The organism is Microbacterium sp. UMB0228, from assembly GCF_002871415.1.
Lineage (GTDB): Bacteria > Actinomycetota > Actinomycetes > Actinomycetales > Microbacteriaceae > Microbacterium.
This window is the reverse complement of record NZ_PNFU01000003.1, coordinates 577,037-602,509: the sequence shown is the minus strand read 5'-3', so window position 1 is coordinate 602,509 and position 25,473 is coordinate 577,037. Positions and strand designations below refer to the sequence as shown.

Genomic DNA, 25,473 nt, shown 5'->3' with positions numbered 1-25,473 from the left:
TCAGCCGGCCGGAGCCGCGCGTTGGGCGAACGCACTCTCGTACAGGCACACGCTCGCCGCGGTGGCCAGGTTCAGCGACTCCGCCCGCCCGAAGATCGGCAGCCGGAGCACCCGGTCGGCCCTGGTCAGAGCCTCGTCCTCGAGCCCGCGCGCCTCGTTGCCGAACAGCCACGCGGTCGGCTCGCCGAGGACGCCGTCGGCGCGTGCGGCGAGGAGGTCGTCCCCCTTCACGTCCGCCGCGAGGATCTGCATTCCCGCGTCGTGTGCACGCCGGACGACCTCTTCGAGCTCGCCGCCCACCGAGACCGGGAGGTGGAAGAGCGAGCCGGTCGTCGCCCGAACCACCTTGGGGTTGTACGGGTCGACGGTGCGGCCGGTCAGCACCACCGCGTCGGCGCCCGCCGCATCCGCCGCGCGGATGATCGTGCCCAGGTTGCCGGGGTCGCGCACCTCCTCGCAGATCGCGATGAGGCGCGGCGTGCCGTCGAAGATCTCGCGGACCGAGGTCGGCGTCTGGCGGACCACCGCGACGAGTCCCTGGGGCGTCACCGTGTCGGCCATCGCGTTGAGCACGTCCTCGCTCACGTACTCGACCTCGACGTCGGCGTCCGCCGCCTTCGCGCGGATGTCCGCGTGCTTCTCCCAGCCGTGCGGGGTCGCGAAGAGCTCGACGATCGCGTCCGGGCGGTACGTCAGCGCCTCGCGGACGGACTGCGGACCTTCCAGCAGGAAAAGACCGGTCTCGGTGCGCGCGCTGCGCTTGGTCAGCTTGGCGACGGCACGGACTCGGGGGGAACGGGGGTTCTCCAGCACGAACTCAGTCTACGGTCAGCCCGACACCGCCCGGATACGCGGAACGGGCGCCTTCCCGGAGGAAGACGCCCGTTCGGAAGCGAGATGCTTACGCCGCGGACTTCGGCGCGTTGACGTCGGAGGGCAGAGCCTTCTTCGCCGTCTCGACCAGCGTCGCGAACGTCGCGGCGTCGTTCACCGCGAGGTCGGCGAGCATGCGACGGTCGACCGTGACACCCGCGAGGCCCAGGCCCTGGATGAAGCGGTTGTACGTCATGCCGTTCTGGCGGGCCGCAGCGTTGATGCGCTGGATCCACAGACGACGGAAGTCGCCCTTGCGCTTGCGGCGGTCCCGGTACGAGTAGACCAGGGAGTGGATGACCTGCTCCTTGGCCTTCCGGTAGAGGCGCGAACGCTGACCGCGGTAGCCGGAGGCGCGCTCGAGGATGACCCGACGCTTCTTGTGGGCGTTGACCGCCCGCTTGACTCTTGCCATTTTCCTGTGTTCCTATCCTGCGATCGGGCGCGTCAGCGACCGAGAAGCTTCTTCGCGACCTTGAAGTCCGCCTTCGCGAGCACCTGGTCCTGGTTCAGACGACGGGTGCGACGGCTCGACTTGTGCTCGAGGTTGTGGCGCATCCCGGCCTGCTGCTTCTTCAGCTTGCCGCTGCCGGTGATCTTGAAGCGCTTCTTAGCACCCGAGTGGGTCTTCTGCTTCGGCATCTTCTCTTCCTTCGTATGGCGCCTTCTCAGGCGACGGTGTCAACCCGCGGTGCGGGAGTTCTGGGGGCGGACCTACTCCGCCTTGGCGTCCGCGGAGGCGTCCGCGTCGTTCTTCGCGTCGCGCGCGGCCTGCTTGTTCGCGGCGCGCACGGCGTTCTGCTCCTGCTTCGCCTCGGACTTGCTCTTGTGCGGCGCGACGACCATCACCATGTTGCGGCCGTCGATGGTCGGGTTCGACTCGACCGTGCCGAACTCGGCGACGTCCTCGGCGAACTTGCGCAGCAGACGGACACCCTGCTCCGGGCGCGACTGCTCGCGACCGCGGAAGAGGATCATGGCCTTGACCTTGTCGCCGGCCTTGAGGAAGCCCTCGGCGCGCTTGAGCTTCGTCGTGTAGTCGTGCGCCTCGATCTTCAGACGGAAGCGGACTTCCTTGAGGATCGTGTTCGCCTGGTTGCGACGCGCTTCCTTTTCCTTCTGCGCGGCCTCGTACTTGAACTTGCCGTAGTCCATGATCTTGACGACGGGCGGCTTCGAGTTCGGGGCGACCTCGACGAGGTCGAGATCGGCTTCCTGGGCGAGACGCAGCGCTGCCTCGATGCGGACAACGCCGATCTGCTCACCCGCGGGGCCGACGAGGCGGACCTCGGGGACGCGGATGCGCTCATTGGTACGGGGATCGCTGATGCGGAGCTCCTTAGACGATGTGGTTCGGCCACCGCGATGCTGTCTGCATCCCGGGCGAAATCGGAGTCGTCCCCCACCCGCCGGCTCTCAGACGCCGGCTCCGCACCCTGTCTACCGGTCCCCTCGTGACGAGCGGAGCCGGCGGAGCGCAAGACCCGGTAGCCTGGAACGGCAAGCGCGGGTGGGAAGTGAATCCTCTTTCGTTCCGGAGCACGACGCTCCGGAGCCCGCCAAAGTCTAACAGAAAGCAAGGCGAAGTGACGAACCAGGCATCGGACGAGGCGGCCCGCGAGCGCGAGGAGCGATGGGCTCGGCAGGAAGAGGCAGCCTCCTCGGCCGTCCGTGACATCGCCGACGTCCCGGCCGTCGAGGTGATCACGACCGCCGCCGTGCACCTCATGAGCGCGGCAGCCGTGAAGCTCGGTCTCGCGGACGACCCGGACGCCGCGGCCCAGCTCGACCTGGACGAGGCGCGCAAGCTCATCAACGCCCTCGCGGGGCTCATCACCGCTGGAGCGCCGGAGATCAGCGACATGCACGCCCGGTCACTGCGCGACGGCCTCCGGTCGCTGCAGCTCGCCTTCCGCGAGGCCTCGACCATCCCCGACCCGATCGGCAAGGGCCCGGGCGAGAAGTGGACCGGCCCCGTCACCTGATCCGGCCGACGTTCCGCCTCAGATGCTGCGGCGGAGCTTGACCGTCAGCGAGTCGGCGAGGACGGCGATCCGGTCGTCCGCCGCCCAGCGCTGAGCGAGCCGCGCGAGCACGGCATCCAGGACTTCTCGCTCCAGGCCGTCGACGAGTTCCAGGACCACGATGAGCTCCGGTCCGCGGAGGCGCGCGTCCGGGTCACCCGGCGCGACGGAGACGTCGATCACGGCGAGTTCGTGGGCGATGCTCTCCCGGAGGGCGGTGACGACCTCGGGAGAGAGGAAGCTCGGCTCCCATGCGTGCCCCTGTGCCACGGCCCAGACGGCGGGGCGGCGGATCACGAACTCGGTGTCGGACGTGGGGTCCAGCACGATGAGATCGGTGTCCTCCGACGACGCGGCCAGGGCCGCGCGAACGGCCTCGACCGGGATGGGGCGGGCCGACGGGTCCCAGCGCTGCATCGTCTCGACCGACGAGAACACCGGCTGGACGCGGCGCCCGTCCGGTGCGGCCACGGTGACGATCGAGAGCTCCTGCGTCTTGTCCACCGCGAGACCGCTGGGCGCCACGCCCTCCTCGCCCTTCTCCGCGATCAGGGGCACGAGCACCCGGGCGGAGCGGAACGCGTCGACGACCTCGGCCTGACTCCCCTCGCCCGCACGGAAGCGGTGCAGCGCGGCGAGCAGAGCGGGGTCCGCCGAGCCGTCGTCGGCCGCGTGCGGATTCGACTCGAAGCTGCGCCCCTCCCAGGGGACGCCGGCGGAATCGGCCCGGTTGTGCGACTCCGGACCGCAGGCGTGCGGATCAGTCTCCGGCGACATCCAGGGCCTCCGCGAGCGTGAAGGCGCCCGCGTACAGAGCCTTCCCGACGATGGCGCCCTCGACGCCCAGGGGCACGAGGTCGCGCAGCGCGGCGATGTCGTCGAGGTTCGAGATGCCGCCGGACGCGACGACCGGCTTCGGCGTGCGCGAGGTCACCTCGCGCAGGAGCTCCAGGTTCGGGCCGCGCAGCGTGCCGTCCTTGGTCACGTCGGTAACGACGTAACGGCTGCAGCCGGCGTCCTCGAGGCGCTCGAGCACCTCCCAGAGGTCGCCGCCCTCCTTCGTCCAGCCGCGCGCCGCGAGGGTCGTGCCGCGGACGTCGAGGCCGACGGCGATCGCCTCACCGAAGCGGCTGATCACGTCGGCCGCCCACTCGGGGTTCTCCAGAGCGGCGGTGCCGAGGTTGATGCGGGCGGCGCCGCTCTCCAGAGCGGCCTCCAGGCTCGCGTCGTCCCGGATGCCGCCGGAGAGCTCGACGTTGACGTTCTTGAACTGCTTGATGACCTTGCGCAGGATCGGCGCGTTGCTGCCGCGTCCGAACGCCGCGTCGAGGTCGACGAGGTGGATCCAGGAGGCCCCCTGCGACACCCACTCCCCTGCCGCGTCGAGCGGGTCGCCGTAGCTCGTCTCGGTCCCGGCCTCCCCCTGCGTGAGACGGACCGCCTTGCCGCCGGCGACATCGACCGCGGGAAGGAGCGTGAGCGAGGGGGACTGCGCGAAGTCGTTCATGGGGTCCTTGGTTCGGGTGGGTCTGCGGCCCGAGCGGGCACGAGAGACGAGGGTAGTCCGCCGCGGGGCGCGGGACAAACCGCGTGACGCCGGGCGCCGACGCAGCGGGGCGTCAGAGGCTCTGCACCCAGTTCCGAAGCAGCTGGATGCCGGCGTCCCCGGACTTCTCCGGGTGGAACTGCGTCGCCGAGAGCGGGCCGTTCTCGACGGCCGCGAGGAAGGGGCCGCCGTAGGTCGCCCACGTGAGCACGGGCTGCGGGAACGGCGGGATCACGTCGAGCTCCCAGGACTGCGCGGCATAGGAGTGCACGAAGTAGAAGCGCTCCTGCTCGATGCCGCGGAACAGGACGGTGTCCTCCCCCGGCTCGACCGTGTTCCAGCCCATGTGCGGCAGGACCGGGGCGTCGAGCTCCGTCACAGCACCCGGCCACTCGCCGAGGCCCGCGGTGTCGTGCCCCCGCTCGACGCCGTGCTCGAACAGCACCTGCATGCCGACGCAGATGCCGAGCACCGGTCGGCCCCCCGCGAGACGACGGCCGATGATCTCGTCGCCGCCGTGGGCGTGCAGCGCATCCCGCACGGCCTGGAAGGCGCCCACACCGGGCACGACGAACCCGTCGGCCTCCAGCGCCTCGGCGCGGTCGCGGGTCAGCACGGCATCGGCTCCCGCGGCGACGAGCGCCTTCACCGCGGAGTGGACGTTGCCGGACTCGTAGTCGAAGACGGCGACCCGCGGCGCGGCGCTCACAGCGCCCCCTTGGTCGACGGGATGCCGTCGACGAGAGGATCCAGGGCCTTCGCCTGCCGGAACGCCCGCGCGAACGCCTTGAACTCGGCCTCGGCGATGTGGTGCGGGTCGCGCCCGCTCAGCACCCGCACGTGCACGGTCAGCGCGGCGTTGAAGGTGATGGCCTCGAAGACGTGCCGCACGAGGGACCCTGTGAAGTGCCCGCCGATCAGGTGGTGCTCGAAGCCCGCGGGCTCCCCCTCGTGCACGAGGTACGGACGGCCAGAGATGTCGACGACCGCCTGCGCGAGCGCCTCGTCCAGGGGGACGAGGGCGTCGCCGTACCGGGAGATGCCGGACTTGTCTCCGAGGGCGGCCAGGATCGCCTGGCCGAGCACGATCGAGACGTCCTCCACGGTGTGGTGCGCGTCGATGTGGGTGTCCCCAGAGGCCCGCACGGTGAGATCCGTCAGCGAGTGCTTCGCGAACGCCGTGAGCATGTGGTCGAAGAACGGCACCGAGGTGTCGATGCGGCTCGCACCGGTGCCGTCGAGGTTCAGCTCGACCTCGACGGTGGACTCCGACGTGCTGCGCACGCGGCTCGCGGTGCGTGCGGTGGGCGCGGGGATGGTCATGATGCCGATCCTATCGAGGCCAGGGCGTCCAGGAACGCCGTCGTCTCCGCCTCCGTGCCGGCGCTGACGCGCAGGTGGCCGGGGATGCCGACGTCGCGGACGAGCACGCCGCGGTCGTACAGCTGCTGCCACGTCGCCTGCGGATCCGCGACGCCGCCGAACAGCACGAAGTTGGACCACGAGAGGTGCGGGGTGTACCCGAGGGCTTCGAGCGTCGCCGTGATGCGGTCCCGCTGCTCCACGATCTCCTGCACCATGCCGAGCATGACGTCGGCGTTGCGGAGGGCGGCGACCGCGGCGGCCTGCGTCAGAGCGCTCAGGTGGTACGGCAGTCGCACGAGCCGGAGCGCGTCGATCAACGCCGGGTCGGCAGCGAGGTAGCCGACGCGGGCGCCGGCGAAGGCGAAGGCCTTGCTCATCGTTCGGGAGACGGCGAGCCGCGGCCGTCCTTCCAGCAGGGTGAGGGCCGACGCCGCATCCCGCGGCGCGAACTCCTGGTAGGCCTCGTCGACGATCACGACGCCGCGGGCCGCCTCGTAGACGGCCTCCACCACGTCGAGCCCCAGCGGGGTGCCGGTCGGGTTGTTCGGCGAGCAGAGGATCACGATGTCGGGGTCGGCCGCGCGCACCTGCTGCGCCGCCTCCTCCGGGGTGACCGTGTAGTCGGGCTGACGGGTGCCCGCGATCCAGGACGCTCCCGTCCCCTTCGCGATGAGCGGGTACATGGAGTACGTGGGAGCGAATCCGAAGGCCGTGCGTCCCGGCCCGCCGAACGCCTGGAAGATGTGCTGCAGCACCTCGTTGGACCCGTTGCCCGCCCAGATCTGCTCCGGCGTGAGGCCGTGACCCAGGTAGTCGGCGAACGCCTCCCGCAGTGTCGTGAACTCGCGGTCCGGGTACCGGTTCACGTCTCGGATCGCCACGGCGATGTCATCGAGGATGTCGCTCGCGACCTCGTCGGGAACCGGATGCGTGTTCTCGTTGACGTTCAGCGCCACCGGCAGCGGGGCCTGCGGCGCTCCGTACGGGGTGAGTCCGCGCAGATCGTCGCGGAGCGGGAGATCGTTGAGGGAGAAGGTCACCCTTCCCATCTTAAGAGGAGCAGGGAGAGCCGAGGCCATCGTGACGATTCGGCCGGGAGGACTCGGCGTCAGTCGGTGTACCGCGCCGGCAGTGCGAGCTCCTGGCCGACCTGGAGCTCCCCGCCGCGCAGCAGATTCATGCGGGTGATCTCACCGATGACATCCCGCGGGTCGGCCTCGGGAGCGATGCTGCTCGCGATCGACCAGAGGGTGTCGCCGGGCATGACCGTGACGGTCTCGACGGAGACGGCCGGCGCATCCGCGCCGGAGGCGGTCGCGCTGCCTCCGCTGAGGGCGGCGAAGGCGATGCCCGCCGCGAGCGGGACGGACGCGAGCGCGAGCAGAGTGCGACGGCCGCGTGCCGTGATCCGCAGCCGGGTGGCCGGACGGGCCGATGCCGGGAGGGCGGTCGCGGTGCTGAGGCTGATGCTGCTCATGTCTGCTCCTTACTGTCCCGGTGCCGGAGCCCGGGGAGGTTGGCGTAGCTTTCGCATCCGCGCCTCGGCCGGGAGCCGTGGATGCGAAGCTACGTTCCGAAGATATCTTCGAGTTCGAACGTCTGTCAAGCTGTCTTCGAAACCACGCCCCGCGAATCGGCCGACACGCTCGAACAGATCTTCCAGATCGGCGCTTTTCTCGGATACGGTTTCGATAAGGACACCCCACCACGGGCCACCGACATTCGAAGCGGCACGTCGGATCACGCAGTGAAGGAGCACCATGAGCGACACCTCAGCCCTCGAGTCCGAGGCGCCGCGCACCCGCCGTCGCAAGAGCCTCAGCCCGAAGCAGATGGCGATCCTCGAGGTCATCCAGGCCTCGATCGCGCAGAACGGCTATCCGCCGAGCATGCGCGAGATCGGCGACGCCGTCGGACTCAAGTCGCTGTCCAGCGTCACCCACCAGCTCGGTCAGCTCGAGCTCAGCGGCTACCTGCGTCGCGACCCGGGCAAGACGCGCGCCATGGAGGTCCTCATCGATCTGCCCGGCACCGGCGCGGAGAACCCGGCGGACGTGGCGACCCCCGTGGGCGACGCCGCCCTGGTCCCGCTGGTGGGGCGGATCGCCGCGGGCGTGCCGATCACGGCCGACCAGCAGGTCGAGGAGATCTTCCCGCTCCCCCGGCAGCTCGTCGGCAAGGGCGACCTGTTCATGCTCAAGGTCTCCGGGGAGTCGATGATCGACGCCGCCATCTGCGACGGCGACTGGGTCGTCGTGCGCTCGCAGAACACGGCGGAGAACGGCGAGATCGTGGCTGCCATGCTCGACGGCGAGGCCACCGTCAAGGTGCTCCGTCGTCGCGACGGCCACACGTGGCTGCTTCCCCGCAACTCTGCCTTCGAGCCGATCCTGGGCGACGAGGCGGTCGTGCTCGGCAAGGTCGTCGCGGTCATGCGCGCCGTCTGAGTCACCGCATCGTCGGTGAGACGAGGACGAAGGCCCTCCCGGGCGCACCGGGAGGGCCTTCGTGTGTCCGGGGACGACCGCGTCAGGCGGTGACCACCACGTCCTCGCGCACGCGCCGCGTGGCCTCGACGATGTTCCGCAGCGACGCCGTGGTCTCGGCGTATCCACGGGTCTTCAGACCGCAGTCCGGGTTCACCCAGAGCTGCCGGAGCGGGATCTCCTCCACCGCGCGCCGCAGCAGGGACTCGACCTCCTCCACGGTGGGCACGCGCGGCGAGTGGATGTCGTACACGCCGGGGCCGATGCCGTGGTCGAAGCCCACCTCGGCGATGTCCGCGACGACCTCCATGCGGCTCCGGGCCGCCTCGATGGACGTGACGTCCGCGTCGAGCGCACGGATCGCGTCGATCACGACGCCGAACTCCGAGTAACAGAGGTGGGTGTGCACCTGGGTCGCCGCCGCAGCGCCGCCCGTGGCCAGACGGAATGAGGCGACGGACCAGTCGAGGTACGCCGGCTGGTCGGCCTGCTTCAGCGGGAGCAGCTCCCGGAGCGCCGGCTCGTCGACCTGGATCACCTGGATGCCCGCGGCCTCCAGGTCGGCGATCTCGTCGCGGAGCGCCAGCGCCACCTGGTTCGCCGTCTCCCCCAGCGGCTGGTCGTCGCGGACGAAGGACCACGCGAGGATCGTGACGGGGCCCGTGAGCATCCCCTTCATGTGCTTCGCCGTGAGCGACTGCGCGTACGCCGACCAGGCGACCGTGATGGGCGCGGGACGCGAGACGTCTCCCCAGAGGATCGACGGGCGCGTGGCTCGCGAGCCGTACGACTGCACCCAGCCGTGCTGCGTGACCGCGAAGCCGTCGAGGTTCTCCGCGAAGTACTGCACCATGTCGTTGCGCTCCGGCTCACCGTGCACGAGGACGTCGAGACCGAGGTCCTCCTGCAGGGAGACGACCGCGGCGACCTCACGGCGCAGGAACTCCTCGTAGTCGTCCTCGGGGATCTCGCCGCGGAGGAACTGGGCCCGGGCGCGACGGATGTCGCCGGTCTGCGGGAAGGAGCCGATCGTCGTCAGGGGCAGCGCCGGCAGGCCGAGGGCGTTCTGCGCCTCCTCCCGCTCCTGGTACGGGGCACGGGCGAAGTCGGCGTCGCTCAGCGCACGGGAACGCACCGCACCGTCGCGCACGCCGGGTGCGGTCAGGCGGTCCTGCAGCGCAGCGGTCGCGGCGTCCAGCTCGGCCCCGATCGCCGTGCGCCCTTCGGACAGGCCGCGGGCGAGGGTCACGACCTGCTGCACCTTCTGATCCGCGAAGGCGAGCCAGGACACCAGGCGCGCGTCCAGCGCCGTCTCGTCCTCCACGTCGTGCGGCACGTGCAGCAACGAGGTCGAGGTCGATGCCGCCACCGGGGCTCCGAGCGCGCGGAGCGCCTCCAGAGAGTCGAACGCCGCGGAGAGGTCGCCACGCCAGATGTTGTGACCGTCGATCACACCGCCGACGAGGGTCTTGCCCTCGAGGCCCGGCACCGCGTCGGGCACCGTGCCGCGCACGAGATCCACGGCGATGGCCTCGACGGGGGCGGCGGCCACGGTCGCGAAGGTCTCGCCGAGGCTCGCGTACGGCGCCGCGACGAGGATCGAGGGACGCTCTTCGGCGTTCCCGAGCACCCCGAGCGCGCGCTCCGCGGCGGAGGCGAGCTGTGCGGTGGTCGCCGGCAGGGACTCGCTCACGAGGGCGGGCTCGTCGAGCTGCACCCATTCGGCGCCCGCGGCGCGCAGACGGGCGAGCAGCTCGACGTAGACCGGCAGGACGTCCTCCAGCCGCGAGAGCGGCTCGAAGCCCTCCGGCGCGTCGTCCGACGCCTTCGCGAGCGCCAGCAGCGTGACCGGTCCGACGACCACGGGACGCGGGACGAAGCCGGCGGCGACGGCCTCGGCGACCTCGCGCACCAGGCGGTCGCTGGCGAGGGAGAACACCGTCTCCGGACCGATCTCCGGCACGAGGTAGTGGTAGTTCGAGTCGAACCACTTCGTCATCTCCAGCGGCGCCCGCTCGCCCTCGCCGCGGGCGACGGTGAACAGGGCGGAGAGTCCGATCGACCCGTCGGCCTCGCGGAGGTCGTCGAAGCGGGCGGGGATCGCGCCGACCGTGACGGCGGCGTCGAGGACCTGGTCGTAGAAGGAGAAGGACTCCGGGATGGCCGAGTCCGTGCGACCGAGACCGAGCGAGGCCAGACGCTCGCGGGTCGCCGCGCGCAGTTCCGCGGCCGTCCGCTCCAGCTCCTGCTCGTCGATGCGGCCGGCCCAGAACGCCTCGACGGCCTTCTTGAGCTCGCGGCGACGGCCGATGCGGGGGTAGCCGAGGATGGTGCCCTCGGGGAATGCGGTCATGGTGTTTCCTTTCGGCGGGGACTAGTGCCGGAGCGCCGGGACGATGCCGGCTTCGGCGAGGACGGTCAGGACGGTCTCGTGCTGGTTGAAGGCGTACAGATGCACGCCGGGGGCCCCGCCGGCGACGACGTCGGCGGCGAGGCGCGCGGCCCAGGAGATCCCGATCTCCCGCCGCCCCTCGGCGGTCGGCTCGACATCGAGGGCGATCGCGAGTTCGCTGGGCAGGTCCTCCCCGGTCAGCTCCAGCACCCGGGCCAGCCGGGCCGGCGACGTGATCGGCATGATGCCGGGGAGGATCGGGATGGTGACGCCTCCGGCGCGGGCGCGCTCCACGAAGGCGAGGTAGTCATCGGGGTGGAAGAAGAGCTGCGTGATGGCGAAGGTCGCGCCCGCGGCCTGCTTGGCGAGCAGCGCCTCGACATCCTGCGTGCGGTGCGTGGCCCGGGGGTGCCCCTTCGGGAAGGCGGCGACCGCGATGTCGACCTTCTGCCGCGGGGCGACGAGCGCGGCTCCGGGGAGACCGGGGACCGGAGACTCCTGGTACGGCGCGCGCTCGGCCTGGACGCGATCGATGAGCTGCACGAGCTGGGCCGCGCTCTCCAGGTCGCCGAGGAAGGGCTCGCTCTGCCCGGCGGGCGGGTCTCCGCGCAGGGCGAGGAAGCGGAGGATCCCGGCGTCGAGGAACTCCCGGATGAGCGCGGTGGCGCCGGCGTAGGTGTTGCCGACGCACGTGAGATGAGCGAGGGGTTCGACGTCGGTGTGCTCCCGGATGAAGCGCAGCACATCGAGCGAGCGGCCGCCGGTCGAGCCGCCGGCACCGTAGGTCACCGACAGGAACTCCGGGCCGGCCGCGGCGAGACGACGGACGGTCTCATGCAGGGCCTCCTGGCTCGACTCCGAGCGCGGCGGGTAGAGCTCGAAGGAGAACGGCACGCGGGAGGCGTGGGAGGCGTCGAACGTGGAAGACATCTTCTCTCCAGGGGACAGGGGCCGGGGTCCGCGCACGACGAAGAGCACGTCGTTCGCGGGCGGGTGCCGGGCTCGGCTGTCGCTCCACGCCCGGGATGAACCGGGCGTTTCCAGAAACCTAGAACACGCCCTCGGCCCGCCGCACGAGTGTGACGCCGTGTGTCACCGCCCGTAGGCTCGAGGCATGTCCTCACCGTTCGGCTCCTGGTCCTCCCCCTTCACCGCCGCAGCCGTCGCTGGAGCGGCGCCGCGCATCGACGGGGCCCGCTTCGTGGGCGACGAGGTGTGGTGGGCCGAGTCGGTCCCGGCCGAGGGCGGACGCGTCACGGTGCGCAGCTCGACGGGCGCGGAGATCCTCCCGGCACCCTGGAACGCCCGCTCCCGCGTGCACGAGTACGGGGGCGGCGCCTGGACCGTCGACGGCGACACCCTGTACTTCGTCTCCGGAGCCGACCAGCGCGTGCACCGGATGGACCGCGGGACGGAGCCGAGCCCCCTCACCGCCGCCGGCCCCGCGTACGGCGGGCTGCGCGTGCAGAGCGGCCGACTGCTGGCCGTGCGGGAAGACCTCTCGACCGACCCGCACCGCCGCGCGATCGTGGAGATCCCCGTGGACGGTTCGGCCGCCGAGGACGCCTCCGCGATCCGGGTGATCGTCGAGGGTCCCGGCTTCTTCGCCCATCCCGCGCTCTCGCCCGACGGCAGCCGCGTCGCCTGGGTCGAATGGCAGGCGGACAGCATGCCCTGGGAGAGCGCCACGCTCGCGATCGGATCGGCGGCCGGCGGGACGATCACCCGGGTCCCCGCCTCCGCCGCCCTGCAGCCGGAATGGATCGGCGACGACGCGCTCGTATTCGCCGACGACGGCTCGGGACGCTGGCAGCTCCAGCACCTCGCGCTCGACGGCCTCCAGCCCGGCGCCTCGCGCCCGCTCACCTCATCCGACGCCGACACCGGCTACGGCCTGTGGGTGCTCGGCAACCGCTGGTTCCAGCCGCTGGCGGACGGCCGCCTCGTGGCCGTCCGCACCGACGGACGCGACGAGGTGCAGCTCGTGTCCCCGGACGGCGAGACGCGCGCGATCGCGGTCCCGGCCGACGGGCATCTCAGTGTGGACGACGTCTCCGGCTCCCGCGTCCTGCTCAGCGGAGACGGCTCGCGCGTGACCTCCGGCGTCTGGTGCGTCGACGTGGACAGCGGGGCCGTCGAGACCGTCACCGGCGGCGCTCCGGTCGACGAGGACTGGATGCCGGCGGCCCAGCAGCTCGTCGTGGAGGGGGCGCACGGCCCGGTGCACGCCTTCGCCTATCCGCCCGCCGCGCCCGGAGAGCCCCGCGGCGCCGCCGGCGAGCTCCCGCCCTACATCGTGCTCGTGCACGGCGGGCCCACCGCCCACGTCACGGGAGCGGCCTCCGCCTCGATCGCCTTCTTCACGAGCCGGGGAATCGGGGTCCTCGACGTGAACTACGGCGGGTCCACCGGTTACGGCCGGGCGTACCGCGACCGCCTGCAGGGACAGTGGGGCGTCGTGGACGTCGACGACGTGATCGCGGCCGCCCGCGGGCTCGCCGACGCCGGGCTCGCCGATCCCGCGCGCATCGCCATCCGCGGCGGCTCGGCGGGCGGCTGGACGGTGCTCTCGGCGCTCGTGCGGGGTGGCACGTTCGCCGCGGGCATCAGCCGCTACGGCGTCGCGGATCTGCGGATGCTCGCCGCCGAGACCCACGACTTCGAGGCGTCGTACCTCGACGGCCTCGTCGGTCCGCTCCCCGCCGCCGAGGACGTGTACATCGAGCGCTCGCCTCTGACCCACGCCGACCGCATCGACGTGCCGGTGCTGCTGCTGCAGGGCGGGGAGGACCGCGTCGTGCCGCCGTCCCAGTCCGAGGCCATCCGCGACGCGCTGGCGGCGAACGGCATCGACCACGAGTACGTGCTCTACCCGGGAGAGGGCCACGGGTTCCGCAGCGCGGAGACCATCGTCGACGCGCTGGAACGCGAGCTCGCGTTCCTCGGCCGGGTGTTCGGCTTCACGCCGAGCCTCTGAGCGCAGGCGGCTACTCGCCCACCCGGTTGCGCAGCCGCATCGCCCGCTCGGCCTCACGGGTGTCCTGGCGTTCGCGGAGGGTCTGACGCTTGTCGTACTCGCGCTTGCCCTTCGCGAGGGCGATCTCGACCTTGGCGCGACCGTCCGAGAAGTACAGCTTGAGCGGGATGAGCGTGTATCCGCCCGCGGAGACGGCGTGAGCGAGCTTCGCGATCTCCTCTCGGTGCAGGAGGAGCTTGCGGATGCGCTTGGCCGAGTGGTTCGTCCAGTGCCCCTGCGAGTACTCCGGGATGTGCACGGCGTCGAGGAAGACCTCGTTGCCCTTCACGAACGCGTACCCGTCGCTGAGGTTCGCGCGCCCCTGACGGAGCGATTTCACCTCGGTGCCGGTGAGCACCATCCCCGCCTCGTACGACTTCTCGATGGTGTAGTCGTGACGCGCGCGACGATTGGTCGCGATGACCTTCTCCCCGCGTTCCCTGGGCATGATGATCTCCTGTGCTGTGGTGCTGTGGACGGCTCGGCAGCGGATCGGCCGAGCAGCCTTTCAGGATATCAGGTGCGCAGCCACCGTCGGATCGCGAAGCCCGCCGACAGGGCCGCGAGGACCACGCCGATCCCGACGAGGACCGGGACGACGAGGGCAGCATCCTGCATGGTCACCCAGGTGGTGATGAAGGGCACGCGGCCGCGCAGGTAGCCGTTCACGCCGAAGTGCATGCCCGCGACGACGGCGGCACTGGCCAGGGCGGAGCCCAGCAGCGCGGCGAACACGCCCTCCAGCACGAACGGCGTCTGGATGAAGCGGTTCGACGCGCCCACGAGGCGCATGATGCCGATCTCCTTGCGCCGCGCGTAGGCCGACAACCGGATCGTCGTGCCGATCAGCAGCGTCGCGGCGATGAGCATGAGCACGGCGATGCCGACGGCGATGTAGGTGGCCACCGTGAGCGCGGAGAACAGCGGTTCGAGGTATTGGAGCTGGTCCTGGACCTGCTCCACTCCTGCTTGGCCGCTGAACGCCTCGGCGAGCACCTGCGACTGCCCGGGGTCCTTCATGGTGACGAAGAAGACCTCGAACGCCTGGTCGGGCGAGAGCACGCTGGCCTGCTCCTCCCCCACCTGCTCGACGAGCTTGGCGTACGTCTCCTCCTTCGTGTCGAAGGTCATGGAGCTGATGAGCGGCGACAGCGCGTCGCCCTCCAGCTGGGCGCGCACGGCGGCGACCTGCTCCTCGCTCGCCGCGCCGTCCACGCAGGTGTCCGACTCCGACACCGCGGAGCACATGTATACCGCCACCTGGGCGCGCTCGGCCCAGTAGCCGCGCATCACGCCGATCTGCGACTGCATGAGGATCGCGGCGCCGACGAACGTCAGCGACACGAACGTGACGAGCACGACGGAGATCACCATCGAGATGTTGCGCCGCAGGCCGACGAGGGCCTCGGTCAGGATCAGGCCGATTCTCATGAGGTCGGACCCACTTCCTCGTCATCCTGGTCCGACAGGCCGAGGCGGTCCGCGACGCCGAGTTCGGCGACGTCCACCTCGGGGATCACGATCGGATGAGTGCGCGGCCCCCCGGGTGCGGGGCGCGCGGCAGCGGGCGGCGACGATGCAGCCGGAGGGTGCACGACATCCGGCGGTTCGACCACGCCCGGATCCCGCGCGGGCTCCGGCGGCTCGACCACCTGCGGCATCGGGTCAGGGGCGGGCGCGGTGACCGCGGGAGACGCCGCGGCGGCCCGACGCTGAGCCTCCACCTCCTCGGCCAGTGCGGCGCGGACCACCGAGAGGTCGGCGGTCTGGCGCTGCACCTCCTGCACGGCCGTGAGAGCGGCGGCAGCCGCGGCGCCGCGGACCTCCTCCGGCACCAGGCGGGGGATGTTCGAGGTGTCGCCGTATCCGCCGTGCACCTCGTCTCGGACCATCTCGCCGTCACGGAGTTCGATCACGCGGCGGCGCATCTGGTCGACGAATCCGGCCTCGTGCGTGGCCATGAGCACCGTGGTGCCGCCGGCGTTGATCCGGGCGAGCAGCTGCATGATGTCGACCGAGGTCGCGGGGTCGAGGTTGCCGGTGGGCTCGTCAGCCAGCAGCACCTGAGGGCGGTTGACGAGCGCCCTGGCGATCGCGACGCGCTGCTGCTCACCGCCGGAGAGCTCGTGCGGCATGCGCTTCTCCTTGCCGTCGAGCCCGACGAGGGCGAGCGCCTCGGGGACCGCCTGCTGGATGAAGCCGCGGGACGAGCCGGTGACCTGCAGCGTGAAGGCGACGTTCTGATGCACGGTCTTGGACGGCAGCAGCCGGAAGTCCTGGAACACCGAGCCGATGTGCCGACGGAAGTAGGGCACCTTCCGGTTCGCGAGCGCCCGCAGGTCGCGTCCGAGAACGGCCACCCGACCGCTCGTCGGCACATCCTCGCGGAGGATCAGGCGCAGACAGGAGGACTTGCCGGACCCGGAGGCGCCGACGAGGAAGACGAACTCCCCGCGCTGCACCTCGAAGTCGACACCGGACAGGGCGGGCTTCGACGTCCCGCGGTAGCGTTTCGTGACGTTCTCGAACCGAATCATGGCGATTCGAGCCTAAGCGCGCCACCGCCTGCGGCTCGGCACGACACCCCGCCGCGCCGCGCGCCGCCCCGTGATTCCTCCGTGTTCTCCGGCCCCGCGGCGTCGTCGCCCGCTGCTATACATGGAGTGTCGATTCGCGTGCCCACGCGAGCGCACACACGGAGGGGATCCCCATGACGACACCGGCTGGTTGGTACGACGACGGCTCCGGGCGCCTGCGCTGGTGGGACGGCCAGCAGTGGACCGAGCACTTCGCGCCGGAGACGACCGCGGCGACCGCGGCGACCGACGACACCACCGCGACGACGGCCGAAGACGCGGCCGCGGAGAGCACCCCGGCGGAGGACCCCGCCGCGGCCGACGACGGCGCTCCCCTCGGAGAGGAGCCGACGGCGTCGGCGGAGACCGTCGCTCCCGAGCCCGTCGCCGCTGAGCGCGAGATCGCTCCGGACGAGCCGGCGACCGAGTTCATCGTCGCGCCGGAGCCGGCCCAGGACTGGACCGCACCGGCCAGCGGCGCGCACGACCTCCCGGGCGCGGCGCCGATCGTCCCGCCGGCCGGAGCCGAGGGCTCAGCGCCGTATCCCCCGGCGGCGCCTGCCGCTCTCGGGCAGAACGCGTACCAGGGCCAGGGCGGATACCCGGCACCGGGCGCGTACCCGGGCGCGCAGAGCGCCGGCGGATACCCGAGCCAGGCGCCGGGTGGTCAGGGCACGTATCCGGGACAGGGGACGTATCCCGGCCAGGGCGTGTACCCCGGCCAGGGCTCGTATCCCGGTCAGGCGCCGGCTCCCGCGGCGCCGAAGAAGGTCTCGGTGCTGGGGCTCGTCGGCCTCGGACTCGCCGCACTCGGCCTCCTCCTCGCGTTCATCCCTGTGACGCTGCCGTTCGCCTGGTTCCTCCTGGCGGCCGGATTCATCGTCTCGCTCATCTCCCTGTTCCTGAAGGGCACCAAGTGGCCGGGGATCACCGGGCTCGGGGTGTCGGTGCTCGGCGGCATCGTCGCGATCGTCGTGAGCATCTTCTTCGTGCTGGCCGTCGCGAACACCGTGCGCCCGGTCACCCTTCCGGACTACGACGAGGGCACGAGCCAGAGCCCGGCGCCGGAGACCGACGACACCGGCGACGCGGGGACCGGGGAGATCGCCGAGGGCAGACTCGGCGAGCCGGTCGCCGTGCCGCAGCTGTCGGGCACGGCCGAGGTCACGATCCGCTCGGCCACGTACGGTCCCACCAACGGCACGGACTTCGAGGCCGCGAACGGTGGGTACCTGGTGATCGACGTCGCCTGGGAGACCCTCGATGGGATGACCTACGTCAACCCGGTGTACTTCTCCGTCGAGACCGCAGACGGCACCGAGGGCGACTACGACATCTTCGGCGAGGCGACGCTGGAGTCCAGCGAGCAGGACGCCGGTTCCACGGCGGAGGGCACCGTCTCGTTCGACGTCGCGGAGAGCCCGTCCTACGTGATCGTCATCACGAACGAGATGCTGCAGGAGGTCGCGCGCGTGACCGTCGAGGCGTCGGCACGCTGACCCGTTCGCACGGCACGACGAAGGCCCCGGGAGCTCCCGGGGCCTTCGTGGTCAGGGGTCAGTCCTCGTCTTTGCGCTTGCGCCAGCGGATGCCCGCCGAGATGAAGTCGTCGAGGTCGCCGTCGAACACGGCGGCCGGGTTCCCGGACTCCTGGCCCGTACGGAGGTCCTTCACGAGCTGCTGACCGTAGAGGAAATAGGAGCGCATCTGATCGCCCCAGCTCGCGGTGATGTTGCCCGCGAGCTCCTTCTTCTTGGCCGCTTCCTGCTCCTTCTGCAGCAGGAGGAGACGGTTCTGCAGCACGCGCATGGCCGCGGCGCGGTTCTGGATCTGCGACTTCTCGTTCTGCATCGACACGACGATGCCGGTCGGGAGGTGCGTGATGCGCACGGCGGAGTCGGTCGTGTTGACGGACTGGCCGCCGGGGCCCGAAGAGCGGAAGACGTCGACCCGGATGTCGCTCTCGGGGATGTCGACCTCGGTCGCCTCCTCCATGAGGGGGATGACCTCGACGGCGGCGAACGACGTCTGGCGCTTGTCCGCCGAGCCGAACGGGCTGATGCGGGCGAGGCGGTGTGTGCCCGCCTCGACCGAGATCGTGCCGAAGGCGTAGGGCGCGTCGATCTCGAAGGTCGCCGACTTGATGCCCGCGCCCTCCGCGTACGAAGTGTCCATGACCTTCACGGGGTACTTGTGACGCTCCGCCCAACGCAGGTACATGCGCATGAGCATCTCGGCGAAGTCGGTGGCGTCATCGCCGCCGGCGCCGGAGCGGATGGTGACGATGGCGCTGCGCTCGTCGTACTCCCCGTCGAGCAGCGTCTGCACCTCAAGCTGGTTGATGAGGTCGGTGAGGGTCTGGAGCTCCTTGCGGGCCTCGACCGCCGACTCCTCGTCGCCCATCTCGTTCGCCAGATCGACGAGCACCTCGAGGTCGTCGAGGCGCTGGGCGATGCCGGTGATGCGGGCGAGCTCCGACTGACGATGGCTCAGGGCGCTGGTGACCTTCTGGGCGTTCTCGGTGTCGTCCCAGAGGTCGGGCGCGCCGGCCTCCTCGCTGAGACGCGCGATGTCCTCGCGGAGACGGTTGACATCGACGACCTCGCTGATGTCGCCGAAGGTGTGCCTGAGCGCCTGGATTTCGGCGGAGAGATCTAGTTCGAGCATGACACCTCAGCCTAACGTGCCGCCCGCGCGCGCGGGGACGGTGGTGTCCGGTCGTCCGCGCCGACCGGAGTAGCGTGAAGGGCGTGAGCAGTGCATCCACGGTCCTCCGCCAGTTCGGACCGATGGTGTACCTGCCGACCGTCCTCTTCTCCCTCGGCGAAGGTGCGGTCATCCCGCTCATCCCAGTCATCGCCGCGTCCATGGGGGCCGACGTCGCCTTCGCCGCCCTCGTCGCCTCGGCGCTCGTGGTCGGTCAGCTGTGCGGCAACCTCCCGGCCGGCTGGGCCGTGGGGCGCATCGGCGAGCGCTTCACGATGGTGATCGCGGGCGTCATCGCCATCCTCGCCGCCGTCGGCATGGTGTTCGCGCCGTCGCTCGGGGTCCTCGCGGCGTCCGTGTTCCTCCTGGGCCTGTGCGCCGCGGCGTTCGGGCTCGCCCGGCACGCGTTCATGACCACGCGGGTGCCGCTGGCGTTCCGCGCCCGCTCGCTCTCCCTGCTCGGCGGCAGCTTCCGTCTGGGTATCTTCATCGGCCCGTTCGTCTCCGCGGGTCTGCTGCAGCTCTTCGGCACCGAGGCCGCGGCGATCTGGTTCTTCCTCGCCTGCCTCGTGGTCATGGTCGTGCTCGTGCTCTTCGGACCGGACCCCGAGAAGACCGTCGCCCCGCTGCGGACGACCGATCGATTCGTGGAGGACAGCGGAGAGGCGGTGACCGGGTCGATCCCCACCGTCGAGCGGGCCGGGATCTTCCAGACCATGTGGCAGCAGCGCGGAGTGCTCGGTCGGCTCGGACTCGCTGCGGCCTCGCTCTCGGCGGTGCGGTCGGCACGGCAGGTCGTCCTCCCGCTGTGGGGGCTCTCCCTGGGCCTCGACGCGTCGACCATCGCTCTCGTCGTCGGGGTGTCCGGCGCCATCGACTTCGCCCTGTTCTACGCCAGTGGCCAGGTGATGGATCGCTTCGGCCGGCTCTGGGCGGCGATGCCCGCGATGGTGCTGATGGGCGCCGGGTTCCTCGCCCTGTCGGTCACGCACGACCTCGACTCCGCGGTGCTCTGGTTCGGCATGTTCGCCGCGGTCCTCGGCGTCGGCAACGGACTGTCGAGCGGCATCCTCCTCACCCTCGGCGCGGACGTCGCCCCGAAGCACGACCCCGCCGCGTTCCTCGGGTCGTGGCGCACGCTGACCGATGCCGGCGGCGCGGTCGCTCCGCTCCTCGTCTCGGGCATCACCGCGGTCGCCTCCCTGTCGTTCGCGACGGGAGCCATGGGCCTGATCGGACTCGTCGGCGCCGCCGGTTTCCTCCGCTGGATCCCCCGGTTCGTCCCCCGGACGCCCCCGCGCACGCCGGACCCCGCCGGCGACTGAGCGCCCGATCCCTCAGCGCAGCGCTGTGCGGCTCGTCGCCGTCGCCTGCAGCGGCACCCCGTCCGGCACGAACGGGGAGAGCAGGGGCGGGTGCCAGACGGCCGCGACGGTGACGCGCGCGCTCACGCCGTCGGGGGTGCCCGCATCGACCACGGTCGCCTCCCACCCCGCGTCACGGATGAGCGGCACCACCTGCTCGGCCACCCCGGCATCGGTGAGCGTCGCCCGGGGCGTCTCCCCCTCCACCTCCAGCGTGAACCCGTCCGCTCCGGCGAGCGCCGCCGCATCCGCGAGCCCGTCCAGCCGCTTCTGGGTGATGTAGAGGTCGGTGGCGCAGACGCACACGAACAGCACGGCGAGCGCGAGGATCAGGTAGCCGAGCACGAGCAGCAGCACGCTCCCGTCGTCGTCGCCCTCACCGTGCTGCTTCGGCGCCGGCACGCGCCCCCTCATCCCCCGCCCCATCGCCGAGACACCTTCTGCACCGATACGGCTTCGACGGGGACGGAGGTCGCCTGGTCGAGTCCGAGCACGCCTGGCACGAGCGGCAGCGGTACCCGCGTCGAGACCGTGACGACCACCGTCGCTCCCGCCGCTGGACAGCCTGAGGTCCGGGAACGGCACGACACCGCAACGTCGACCGCTCCGCGATCGATGCCGTACTCCGCGACGACCCCGTCCAGCACCTCCTCCCCCCGGTCTGCCGCCGCTGCGATGTCGGGCGCCGAGGCGATGGCACGGGCGGCCTGCCGCGCCGCGGCCTCCACGCCCAGCGACTGCTCCTGCACCGAGCCCACGGCGATCACGAGGTACAGCAGCGGCACGAGCATGATCACGCCGACGGCGATGAACTCCAGCGAGCTCGACCCCGTGTCATCGCGCATCGAACGACTCCCCCGGTGCGTGGGCCTCCACCTGCAAGGCCGCAGGGACACCGACGAGCCCGAACACCGGGAGCATCGTCCGGATGCGGACCTCGACGGTCTCCTGTCCGCCCCGCCGTGCCGAGGCCACCGTGATGTCGTCTGCATAGGAGGGGCCGACCGCACGACGGATGACCTCGCGCGCCCGCTCTTCCCCCTCCGCGGCCGTCGTGTCGGCGAGAGCCGCGTAGTACGCCCCCTCCACGGCGGCGTCATGGACGACGTTGCGCACGTAGATCGCGAACGCCAGTTGCAGCACCGCGAGGGTGAGCGCGGTGAGCAGGGCGCCGACGAGGAGGAACTCCACCGGGTTCGACCCGCGGTCGTCGGTCACCCCCGCAGGCGCACGCATGTCAGAGCCCCGACACCCGCTGGATGGCCTGCTCGAAGAGGGAGGTGAGCGCGGGTCCGGCGACCGCCCAGATGAGCACGACGAGGCCCGCGGTCATCAGGGTCACGAGCACCCAGCCGGGCACGTCTCCCCGTTCGTCGTCGTGGAGGGCACGGAGCATCGAGCGCGCACGAGAGATCATGCCGCCAGTGTGCATCGGAGACCCGTCGCGGCGCGGACGTTATCCACAGGGGCGGCCTTCATGGTCGTCTACCGGTGCTGATCGCGATCGTCGTCGGCGTGGTGATCCTCGTCGCCGTCATCATCGTCGTCGGTGCGCGAAGGGCGAAGCGGCGCGGTTCTGTACTCCCGTCGCGTGAATCGCACAACCCCGGGTCCGGACACCACGACGAGGGATAGCCTGTCACGCATGCGCCCCGGACCTTACGATGAGATGCGGGCGCGGGTCGAGATCGACGGGCTCACCTATCTCCTGCCTCGCGGCACGGATGTCGTCGCCCTCCGCGAGCGGATCGAAGCCGCCGCGCGCGTCGAACCCACTTTCGTCTCGTTCGCCACGTCGGACGGCCTCGCCAGCGTCCTCGTCCACCCGACTTCGCGGGTGTTCCTCTTCCAGGTCAGGGCGTCCGACGACGGAACCCTCGCCGCAGACCTCGGCGGATTGCCGGACTGGGACGTCTGAGCACCTCGGAGAGCCGCCGCAGCGTCAGGAGGTGAACTCGTCGATGAGGAGTTCGCCGCGCGCGTTCAAGCGCTCCATCATGTGGCTGACCCGGGCCGGGTCTATCGCCGGGACCGGGTCGGCGTCGAACTCGAGCACCAGCGGGATGGCCGGGTGCATCCACGCGGAGAGCCGGCCGGGGCTCTTCCTTCCCGAGGGCCACGTCATCATGAAGCTCTCCTGGCGACGGAGCTTGGTGGAGATCACGATCTTCAGATGCGCCAGCAGGGTGTCCTCGACGTCGATCGGCGGACGAGAGCTGTTGTACTCGAGGCTTCCCATAGAGCAAACGTAAGCCCTCGCGCCCTTTCCCGCCGACCACTCACCCGATGCCGAGGCGCAAGATGAACAGACCAGGGTAGATCGCGAACACGACGGACAGCGGCAGGATCAGGAAGACCAGCGGCAGCAGCATGAAGATCTCCTTCCGTCCGGCCTGCTCGATGAGCGTGCGCTTGGCCTCCTCCCGCGTGTCGTCAGCCTGAGCGCGCAGGACGGCGGCGAGCGGCGCGCCATGTTCGAGCGCCGCGACGATCTGGTCCACCGCCCGCGTCAACCCGGGAAGCTCCAGACGAGCCGCCATCGCCGTCAGCGCATCCGCCAGCGGCGACCCCGTCCCGACTTCCACTACCACGTGACGCAGCTCGACCGTGAGCTCGCCCGACCCCACACCGGCCACGCGCTTCACGGCATCGAGGAACCCCTCGCCCGCCGAGAGACAGAGGGCCAGGAACTCCAGCGTCGTCGGCAGCTCCTCGGTCAGACGCACCTTCCGCCCACGCACCCGCGCCGACAGTCGCAGGTCGTACCCGACACCGGCCGCCGCTCCCGCGAGGAGCGGGATCGACCCGACCGGAAGCGACCACCGACCGATCACGACGAGAACGATGACGGCGAGCGCTCCGGCAGCGATTCCGCCCACGATCACCGCGAGCTGACGACCGCGGAAGGCGACGGGATCGAGTGCGGACCCCGCTTGCGCGAGCCGCCGTCGGAGAGCTTCCGTCCCGCCGAGCAGACGGTCGAGCGCCCGCGCCCCGCGCGCACCGAGGCGGAACCCTCCGGCGGGCAGGGTGCCTGGTCTGGGGAAGGCGTCCCGCGGCAACACCTCGTCATCGACGGCGTCCCGCACGTACGGCGCGATCCGCGACGCGAGCGACGCCGCCCGCCACCGCGGGAGGTCCGCCAGAAGCGAGAGGACACCCGCGGCGAATCCCCCGCCGAGCAGCACGGCCACGGCGAGCGCGGAGAGCCCGCTCACCCGAACCACCGACGGGGCTCGGGCAGCCGACCGATCCGGATCATGAGGCGGAATGCGACGACCGACACGACCGCGCCGACGACGATCACGGCGATCCCTTCCGGCGTGCCATAGGCCTTGGCCCCCTCCGGGCGCAGGATCAGGAGGGTGAGGATGACCCACGGCGCCACGGCTCCGAGGACGGCCGCCCCGCGGATCCACGACTGCCGCGCCTCGACCTCGCCGCGGAGCGCCGCGTCGGCACGCACGGACGACGAGAGCGCCCGCAGCACGCCGATGAGCTCGGTGCCACCGACCTGCCGCGCCATCCGAAGGGTCTCGATGATCCGGTCCCCGAGAGGATCAGCGAGGACGGCTTTCAGCCGGTCGAGACTGGCGTCGAACCGTCCGCTGCTCCGCAGGTCTCGGGCGAACACGTCGAACGCGGGGCGGAGCGGCGGTGGAGCCGATTCCGCGAGGGTGGCCACCGCGTCGGGGAGCGACAGACCGACCCGGATCGCGGCGATCAGCAGGTCGCAGACGTCGGGCCAGAGCTGGCGCCGCAGACGCCGCAGCCGCAGACGGCGGCCACGCAGGTAGGCGATCGGCACCGTGCCTCCGGCCAGCCCGGCGAGGATCGCGAGCGCGGCGCTCCCCGTGACGAGCCAGGCGAGGGAGGCGGCGCCGAGCGCGGCACCGGCGATGCCGATCAGGATAGAGCGGGTCTGCACCGCCGGGAACCCCGCCTCGCCCGCGAGACGAGCCAGGCGACCGCGACGCGGAGAGGACGCGGAGCGTTCCCCTGCCGGCCACAGCCACGGTGACAGGATCAGGAGCACGCCGGCCGCGAGCGTCGCACCGAGCAGGATCGTCATGCGAGGACCTCCGAGCCGCCCGGGGCCGATCGGCCGCGGGGGCGCCCGGCTCCGAAGACCGGCCTGCTGAGCACCCGCCCCTCGATCACCTCACCCGTCGGGGCGATGATCTCCTCGACGTATCGGCGCCCCGCCGCATCGCGCGTGCAGTGGACGACGAGGTCGACGGACGACGCGATCGCCGGGGCGACGAAGCCGCGGTCGATGTTCCGGCCGGCGAGCAGGGGCAGCAGGCACAGCTTGTCGAGTGCCTCCGCGGCGGAGTTGGCGTGGACCGTGCATGCGCCGGGCACGCCCGTGTTCAGCGCGAGCACGAGGTCGAGCGCTTCCGCATCGCGCACCTCCCCCACCACGAGCCGGTCCGGTCGCATCCGCAGGGCCTCCTTCACCAACCGCCGCAGCGTGATCTCGCCGGTCCCCTCGAGGCTCGGCTGACGCCCCTGCAGCGCGACCACATCGGGGCCCTCCACCGCGAGCTCGAACGTCTCCTCCACCGTGATGATGCGCTGGTCCGCCGCGCAGGCGGCGAGCAGCGCCCCGAGCATCGTCGTCTTGCCCGCGTGAGTCGCCCCCGACACGATCACGGATGCGCCCGTCCGCATCGCCTTCCCGAGGGCCCGCGCGGCCTCGGGGGTGAGCGCCCCCTGCATCACGAGCGCATCGAGCGAGCGGTGCCCGGGAAGGAACTTGCGGATGTTCACCGCCCACGACCCACGCACGACATCGGCGATCGCCACATGCAGCCGCGATCCGTCCGGCAGCGACGCGTCGACGAACGGCTGCCCGATGTCCACCCGCCGCCCCGTCGCCTGCAGCATCCTCTCCACCAGATCCCGAACCGTCGCCTCGTCCCACCGCAACGCCGTTCGCTCCGCCACCCCACCCCGCGCCGTATGCACGACCCCATCGCCGTTGACCCACACCCTCCTCGATGCCCGGGTCGTCGAGCAGCGGCTGCAGAGCACCGAAGCCGCTCACCGCCGCCAGCACGTCCCGCACGCACGCCGCCTCGTCCTCAACCAGCACGCCGCCCCGCGCGAGCGCCCGATCGTC

General features: G+C 71.2%; 31 protein-coding genes. 7 read left to right on the top strand and 24 right to left on the bottom strand.

What is annotated here, in order from left to right:
• The 4 genes from CJ226_RS10385 to infC form a co-directional block, all read right to left on the bottom strand.
• Nucleotides 1–813 (bottom strand): RNA methyltransferase, encoded by an 813-nt coding sequence (locus tag CJ226_RS10385; RefSeq protein ID WP_102209101.1) that lies wholly within the window; start codon nt 811–813, stop codon nt 1–3.
• Between the two features lie 88 nt (nt 814–901).
• Complete coding sequence (gene rplT, locus CJ226_RS10380; protein WP_025105279.1) at nt 902–1,288, bottom strand: 50S ribosomal protein L20; 387 nt, start codon at nt 1,286–1,288, stop codon at nt 902–904.
• Nucleotides 1,289–1,320: 32 nt separating this feature from the next.
• Nucleotides 1,321–1,515: a 50S ribosomal protein L35 gene (gene rpmI, locus CJ226_RS10375; RefSeq protein ID WP_025105280.1), complete on the bottom strand. Its 195-nt coding sequence runs from the start codon at nt 1,513–1,515 to the stop codon at nt 1,321–1,323.
• Between the two features lie 72 nt (nt 1,516–1,587).
• Nucleotides 1,588–2,202, bottom strand: a complete 615-nt coding sequence (infC, locus tag CJ226_RS10370; protein ID WP_102209100.1) for a translation initiation factor IF-3 — start codon at nt 2,200–2,202, stop codon at nt 1,588–1,590.
• 257 nt (nt 2,203–2,459) lie between these two features.
• On the opposite strand from infC, the gene CJ226_RS10365 reads away from it, so the two are divergent.
• Nucleotides 2,460–2,858: a DUF1844 domain-containing protein gene (locus CJ226_RS10365; RefSeq protein ID WP_025105282.1), complete on the top strand. Its 399-nt coding sequence runs from the start codon at nt 2,460–2,462 to the stop codon at nt 2,856–2,858.
• An 18-nt stretch (nt 2,859–2,876) separates the two neighbouring features.
• Here the strand turns inward: CJ226_RS10365 and CJ226_RS10360 are convergent, their stop codons facing one another.
• The 6 genes from CJ226_RS10360 to CJ226_RS10335 all read right to left on the bottom strand — a co-directional run bounded on the left by CJ226_RS10360 (nt 2,877) and on the right by CJ226_RS10335 (nt 7,285).
• On the bottom strand, nt 2,877–3,674 hold the full coding sequence (locus CJ226_RS10360; protein ID WP_025105283.1) for an SseB family protein: 798 nt from the start codon (nt 3,672–3,674) through the stop codon (nt 2,877–2,879).
• Nucleotides 3,658–4,404 (bottom strand): bifunctional 1-(5-phosphoribosyl)-5-((5-phosphoribosylamino)methylideneamino)imidazole-4-carboxamide isomerase/phosphoribosylanthranilate isomerase PriA, encoded by a 747-nt coding sequence (gene priA, locus CJ226_RS10355; RefSeq protein WP_025105284.1) that lies wholly within the window; start codon nt 4,402–4,404, stop codon nt 3,658–3,660. The genes CJ226_RS10360 and priA overlap by 17 nt, the downstream gene beginning before the upstream one ends.
• A gap of 112 nt (nt 4,405–4,516) precedes the next feature.
• Nucleotides 4,517–5,152 (bottom strand): imidazole glycerol phosphate synthase subunit HisH, encoded by a 636-nt coding sequence (gene hisH / locus CJ226_RS10350; protein WP_062764639.1) that lies wholly within the window; start codon nt 5,150–5,152, stop codon nt 4,517–4,519.
• Nucleotides 5,149–5,766 carry an imidazoleglycerol-phosphate dehydratase HisB gene (gene hisB / locus CJ226_RS10345; RefSeq protein ID WP_025105286.1) on the bottom strand — a complete coding sequence of 206 codons (618 nt, stop codon included), beginning with the start codon at nt 5,764–5,766 and terminating at the stop codon, nt 5,149–5,151. The genes hisH and hisB overlap by 4 nt, the downstream gene beginning before the upstream one ends.
• Nucleotides 5,763–6,857, bottom strand: coding sequence for a histidinol-phosphate transaminase (locus CJ226_RS10340; protein ID WP_180964580.1), 1,095 nt, complete (start codon nt 6,855–6,857; stop codon nt 5,763–5,765). The genes hisB and CJ226_RS10340 overlap by 4 nt, the downstream gene beginning before the upstream one ends.
• A 59-nt stretch (nt 6,858–6,916) precedes the next feature.
• Nucleotides 6,917–7,285: a LysM peptidoglycan-binding domain-containing protein gene (locus CJ226_RS10335; RefSeq protein ID WP_025105288.1), complete on the bottom strand. Its 369-nt coding sequence runs from the start codon at nt 7,283–7,285 to the stop codon at nt 6,917–6,919.
• A gap of 283 nt (nt 7,286–7,568) precedes the next feature.
• Between CJ226_RS10335 and lexA the strand changes: the two genes are divergently transcribed.
• Nucleotides 7,569–8,255, top strand: a complete 687-nt coding sequence (gene lexA, locus CJ226_RS10330; protein ID WP_025105289.1) for a transcriptional repressor LexA — start codon at nt 7,569–7,571, stop codon at nt 8,253–8,255.
• An 82-nt stretch (nt 8,256–8,337) separates the two neighbouring features.
• Here the strand turns inward: lexA and metE are convergent, their stop codons facing one another.
• Entirely contained in the window at nt 8,338–10,647 is a 2,310-nt protein-coding gene (metE, locus tag CJ226_RS10325; protein WP_102209098.1) for a 5-methyltetrahydropteroyltriglutamate--homocysteine S-methyltransferase, read from the bottom strand.
• Nucleotides 10,648–10,668: 21 nt separating this feature from the next.
• Nucleotides 10,669–11,616: a methylenetetrahydrofolate reductase gene (locus CJ226_RS10320; protein WP_102209097.1), complete on the bottom strand. Its 948-nt coding sequence runs from the start codon at nt 11,614–11,616 to the stop codon at nt 10,669–10,671.
• Nucleotides 11,617–11,800: 184 nt separating this feature from the next.
• On the opposite strand from CJ226_RS10320, the gene CJ226_RS10315 reads away from it, so the two are divergent.
• Nucleotides 11,801–13,663, top strand: coding sequence for a prolyl oligopeptidase family serine peptidase (locus CJ226_RS10315; protein WP_102209096.1), 1,863 nt, complete (start codon nt 11,801–11,803; stop codon nt 13,661–13,663).
• Between the two features lie 10 nt (nt 13,664–13,673).
• Here CJ226_RS10315 and smpB read toward each other — a convergent pair whose 3' ends face one another.
• The 3 genes from smpB to ftsE form a co-directional block, all read right to left on the bottom strand.
• Nucleotides 13,674–14,150, bottom strand: a complete 477-nt coding sequence (gene smpB, locus CJ226_RS10310; RefSeq protein WP_062636644.1) for an SsrA-binding protein SmpB — start codon at nt 14,148–14,150, stop codon at nt 13,674–13,676.
• 68 nt (nt 14,151–14,218) lie between these two features.
• Nucleotides 14,219–15,133, bottom strand: a complete 915-nt coding sequence (ftsX, locus tag CJ226_RS10305) for a permease-like cell division protein FtsX (protein WP_062636642.1) — start codon at nt 15,131–15,133, stop codon at nt 14,219–14,221.
• Entirely contained in the window at nt 15,130–16,239 is a 1,110-nt protein-coding gene (gene ftsE, locus CJ226_RS10300; protein ID WP_102209095.1) for a cell division ATP-binding protein FtsE, read from the bottom strand. Before ftsE ends, ftsX begins: the two co-directional genes overlap by 4 nt.
• Before the next feature lie 173 nt (nt 16,240–16,412).
• Between ftsE and CJ226_RS18605 the strand changes: the two genes are divergently transcribed.
• A complete protein-coding gene (locus tag CJ226_RS18605) occupies nt 16,413–17,777 on the top strand; it encodes a DUF2510 domain-containing protein (RefSeq protein WP_308409685.1) in 1,365 nt (454 codons plus the stop codon).
• 58 nt (nt 17,778–17,835) lie between these two features.
• Here the strand turns inward: CJ226_RS18605 and prfB are convergent, their stop codons facing one another.
• Entirely contained in the window at nt 17,836–18,945 is a 1,110-nt protein-coding gene (gene prfB, locus CJ226_RS10290; RefSeq protein WP_062636637.1) for a peptide chain release factor 2, read from the bottom strand.
• Nucleotides 18,946–19,067: 122 nt separating this feature from the next.
• Between prfB and CJ226_RS10285 the strand changes: the two genes are divergently transcribed.
• Nucleotides 19,068–20,309, top strand: a complete 1,242-nt coding sequence (locus CJ226_RS10285) for an MFS transporter (RefSeq protein ID WP_102209146.1) — start codon at nt 19,068–19,070, stop codon at nt 20,307–20,309.
• 12 nt (nt 20,310–20,321) lie between these two features.
• Here CJ226_RS10285 and CJ226_RS10280 read toward each other — a convergent pair whose 3' ends face one another.
• Genes CJ226_RS10280 through CJ226_RS10265 form a run of 4 tightly spaced genes read right to left on the bottom strand, consistent with a single transcriptional unit; the run spans nt 20,322 to nt 21,765 of the window.
• On the bottom strand, nt 20,322–20,750 hold the full coding sequence (locus tag CJ226_RS10280; protein ID WP_231868267.1) for a pilus assembly protein TadG-related protein: 429 nt from the start codon (nt 20,748–20,750) through the stop codon (nt 20,322–20,324).
• A gap of 8 nt (nt 20,751–20,758) precedes the next feature.
• Nucleotides 20,759–21,193 (bottom strand): TadE family protein, encoded by a 435-nt coding sequence (locus CJ226_RS10275; protein ID WP_062636633.1) that lies wholly within the window; start codon nt 21,191–21,193, stop codon nt 20,759–20,761.
• On the bottom strand, nt 21,183–21,584 hold the full coding sequence (locus CJ226_RS10270) for a TadE/TadG family type IV pilus assembly protein (protein ID WP_102209094.1): 402 nt from the start codon (nt 21,582–21,584) through the stop codon (nt 21,183–21,185). Before CJ226_RS10270 ends, CJ226_RS10275 begins: the two co-directional genes overlap by 11 nt.
• 1 nt (nt 21,585) lies before the next feature.
• Nucleotides 21,586–21,765, bottom strand: coding sequence for a hypothetical protein (locus CJ226_RS10265; RefSeq protein ID WP_025105301.1), 180 nt, complete (start codon nt 21,763–21,765; stop codon nt 21,586–21,588).
• Nucleotides 21,766–21,839: 74 nt separating this feature from the next.
• Here CJ226_RS10265 and CJ226_RS18110 point away from each other — a divergent pair, with 74 nt between their 5' ends.
• A complete protein-coding gene (locus tag CJ226_RS18110; protein WP_180964579.1) occupies nt 21,840–21,983 on the top strand; it encodes a hypothetical protein in 144 nt (47 codons plus the stop codon).
• A gap of 10 nt (nt 21,984–21,993) precedes the next feature.
• Entirely contained in the window at nt 21,994–22,266 is a 273-nt protein-coding gene (locus CJ226_RS10260; RefSeq protein ID WP_146008240.1) for a hypothetical protein, read from the top strand.
• A gap of 24 nt (nt 22,267–22,290) precedes the next feature.
• Here the strand turns inward: CJ226_RS10260 and CJ226_RS10255 are convergent, their stop codons facing one another.
• Genes CJ226_RS10255 through CJ226_RS10240 form a run of 4 tightly spaced genes read right to left on the bottom strand, consistent with a single transcriptional unit; the run spans nt 22,291 to nt 25,298 of the window.
• Nucleotides 22,291–22,587, bottom strand: coding sequence for a hypothetical protein (locus tag CJ226_RS10255; RefSeq protein WP_062636627.1), 297 nt, complete (start codon nt 22,585–22,587; stop codon nt 22,291–22,293).
• Between the two features lie 40 nt (nt 22,588–22,627).
• Nucleotides 22,628–23,566: a type II secretion system F family protein gene (locus tag CJ226_RS10250; protein WP_102209092.1), complete on the bottom strand. Its 939-nt coding sequence runs from the start codon at nt 23,564–23,566 to the stop codon at nt 22,628–22,630.
• Nucleotides 23,563–24,420 carry a type II secretion system F family protein gene (locus tag CJ226_RS10245; protein WP_102209091.1) on the bottom strand — a complete coding sequence of 286 codons (858 nt, stop codon included), beginning with the start codon at nt 24,418–24,420 and terminating at the stop codon, nt 23,563–23,565. The genes CJ226_RS10250 and CJ226_RS10245 overlap by 4 nt, the downstream gene beginning before the upstream one ends.
• A complete protein-coding gene (locus CJ226_RS10240) occupies nt 24,417–25,298 on the bottom strand; it encodes an ATPase, T2SS/T4P/T4SS family (RefSeq protein ID WP_308409684.1) in 882 nt (293 codons plus the stop codon). The genes CJ226_RS10245 and CJ226_RS10240 overlap by 4 nt, the downstream gene beginning before the upstream one ends.
• Nucleotides 25,299–25,473 lie beyond the last annotated feature (175 nt).

What these genes read in the sequence shown, in the direction of transcription:
- hisB (WP_025105286.1), bottom strand. Translation starts at nt 5,766, where the DNA reads ATGACCATCCCCGCGCCCACCGCACGCACCGCGAGCCGCGTGCGCAGC.
- CJ226_RS10255 (WP_062636627.1), bottom strand. Translation starts at nt 22,587, where the DNA reads ATGGGAAGCCTCGAGTACAACAGCTCTCGTCCGCCGATCGACGTCGAG.
- rpmI (WP_025105280.1), bottom strand. Translation starts at nt 1,515, where the DNA reads ATGCCGAAGCAGAAGACCCACTCGGGTGCTAAGAAGCGCTTCAAGATC.
- metE (WP_102209098.1), bottom strand. Translation starts at nt 10,647, where the DNA reads ATGACCGCATTCCCCGAGGGCACCATCCTCGGCTACCCCCGCATCGGC.
- CJ226_RS10270 (WP_102209094.1), bottom strand. Translation starts at nt 21,584, where the DNA reads ATGCGTGCGCCTGCGGGGGTGACCGACGACCGCGGGTCGAACCCGGTG.
- CJ226_RS10245 (WP_102209091.1), bottom strand. Translation starts at nt 24,420, where the DNA reads ATGACGATCCTGCTCGGTGCGACGCTCGCGGCCGGCGTGCTCCTGATC.
- CJ226_RS10360 (WP_025105283.1), bottom strand. Translation starts at nt 3,674, where the DNA reads ATGTCGCCGGAGACTGATCCGCACGCCTGCGGTCCGGAGTCGCACAAC.
- CJ226_RS10340 (WP_180964580.1), bottom strand. Translation starts at nt 6,857, where the DNA reads ATGGGAAGGGTGACCTTCTCCCTCAACGATCTCCCGCTCCGCGACGAT.
- CJ226_RS10260 (WP_146008240.1), top strand. Translation starts at nt 21,994, where the DNA reads ATGCGCCCCGGACCTTACGATGAGATGCGGGCGCGGGTCGAGATCGAC.
- CJ226_RS10335 (WP_025105288.1), bottom strand. Translation starts at nt 7,285, where the DNA reads ATGAGCAGCATCAGCCTCAGCACCGCGACCGCCCTCCCGGCATCGGCC.
- ftsE (WP_102209095.1), bottom strand. Translation starts at nt 16,239, where the DNA reads ATGATTCGGTTCGAGAACGTCACGAAACGCTACCGCGGGACGTCGAAG.
- rplT (WP_025105279.1), bottom strand. Translation starts at nt 1,288, where the DNA reads ATGGCAAGAGTCAAGCGGGCGGTCAACGCCCACAAGAAGCGTCGGGTC.
- CJ226_RS10315 (WP_102209096.1), top strand. Translation starts at nt 11,801, where the DNA reads ATGTCCTCACCGTTCGGCTCCTGGTCCTCCCCCTTCACCGCCGCAGCC.
- priA (WP_025105284.1), bottom strand. Translation starts at nt 4,404, where the DNA reads ATGAACGACTTCGCGCAGTCCCCCTCGCTCACGCTCCTTCCCGCGGTC.
- prfB (WP_062636637.1), bottom strand. Translation starts at nt 18,945, where the DNA reads ATGCTCGAACTAGATCTCTCCGCCGAAATCCAGGCGCTCAGGCACACC.
- CJ226_RS10265 (WP_025105301.1), bottom strand. Translation starts at nt 21,765, where the DNA reads ATGATCTCTCGTGCGCGCTCGATGCTCCGTGCCCTCCACGACGACGAA.
- lexA (WP_025105289.1), top strand. Translation starts at nt 7,569, where the DNA reads ATGAGCGACACCTCAGCCCTCGAGTCCGAGGCGCCGCGCACCCGCCGT.
- CJ226_RS10275 (WP_062636633.1), bottom strand. Translation starts at nt 21,193, where the DNA reads ATGCGCGATGACACGGGGTCGAGCTCGCTGGAGTTCATCGCCGTCGGC.
- smpB (WP_062636644.1), bottom strand. Translation starts at nt 14,150, where the DNA reads ATGCCCAGGGAACGCGGGGAGAAGGTCATCGCGACCAATCGTCGCGCG.
- CJ226_RS10320 (WP_102209097.1), bottom strand. Translation starts at nt 11,616, where the DNA reads ATGTCTTCCACGTTCGACGCCTCCCACGCCTCCCGCGTGCCGTTCTCC.
- CJ226_RS18605 (WP_308409685.1), top strand. Translation starts at nt 16,413, where the DNA reads ATGACGACACCGGCTGGTTGGTACGACGACGGCTCCGGGCGCCTGCGC.
- ftsX (WP_062636642.1), bottom strand. Translation starts at nt 15,133, where the DNA reads ATGAGAATCGGCCTGATCCTGACCGAGGCCCTCGTCGGCCTGCGGCGC.
- CJ226_RS10285 (WP_102209146.1), top strand. Translation starts at nt 19,068, where the DNA reads ATGGTGTACCTGCCGACCGTCCTCTTCTCCCTCGGCGAAGGTGCGGTC.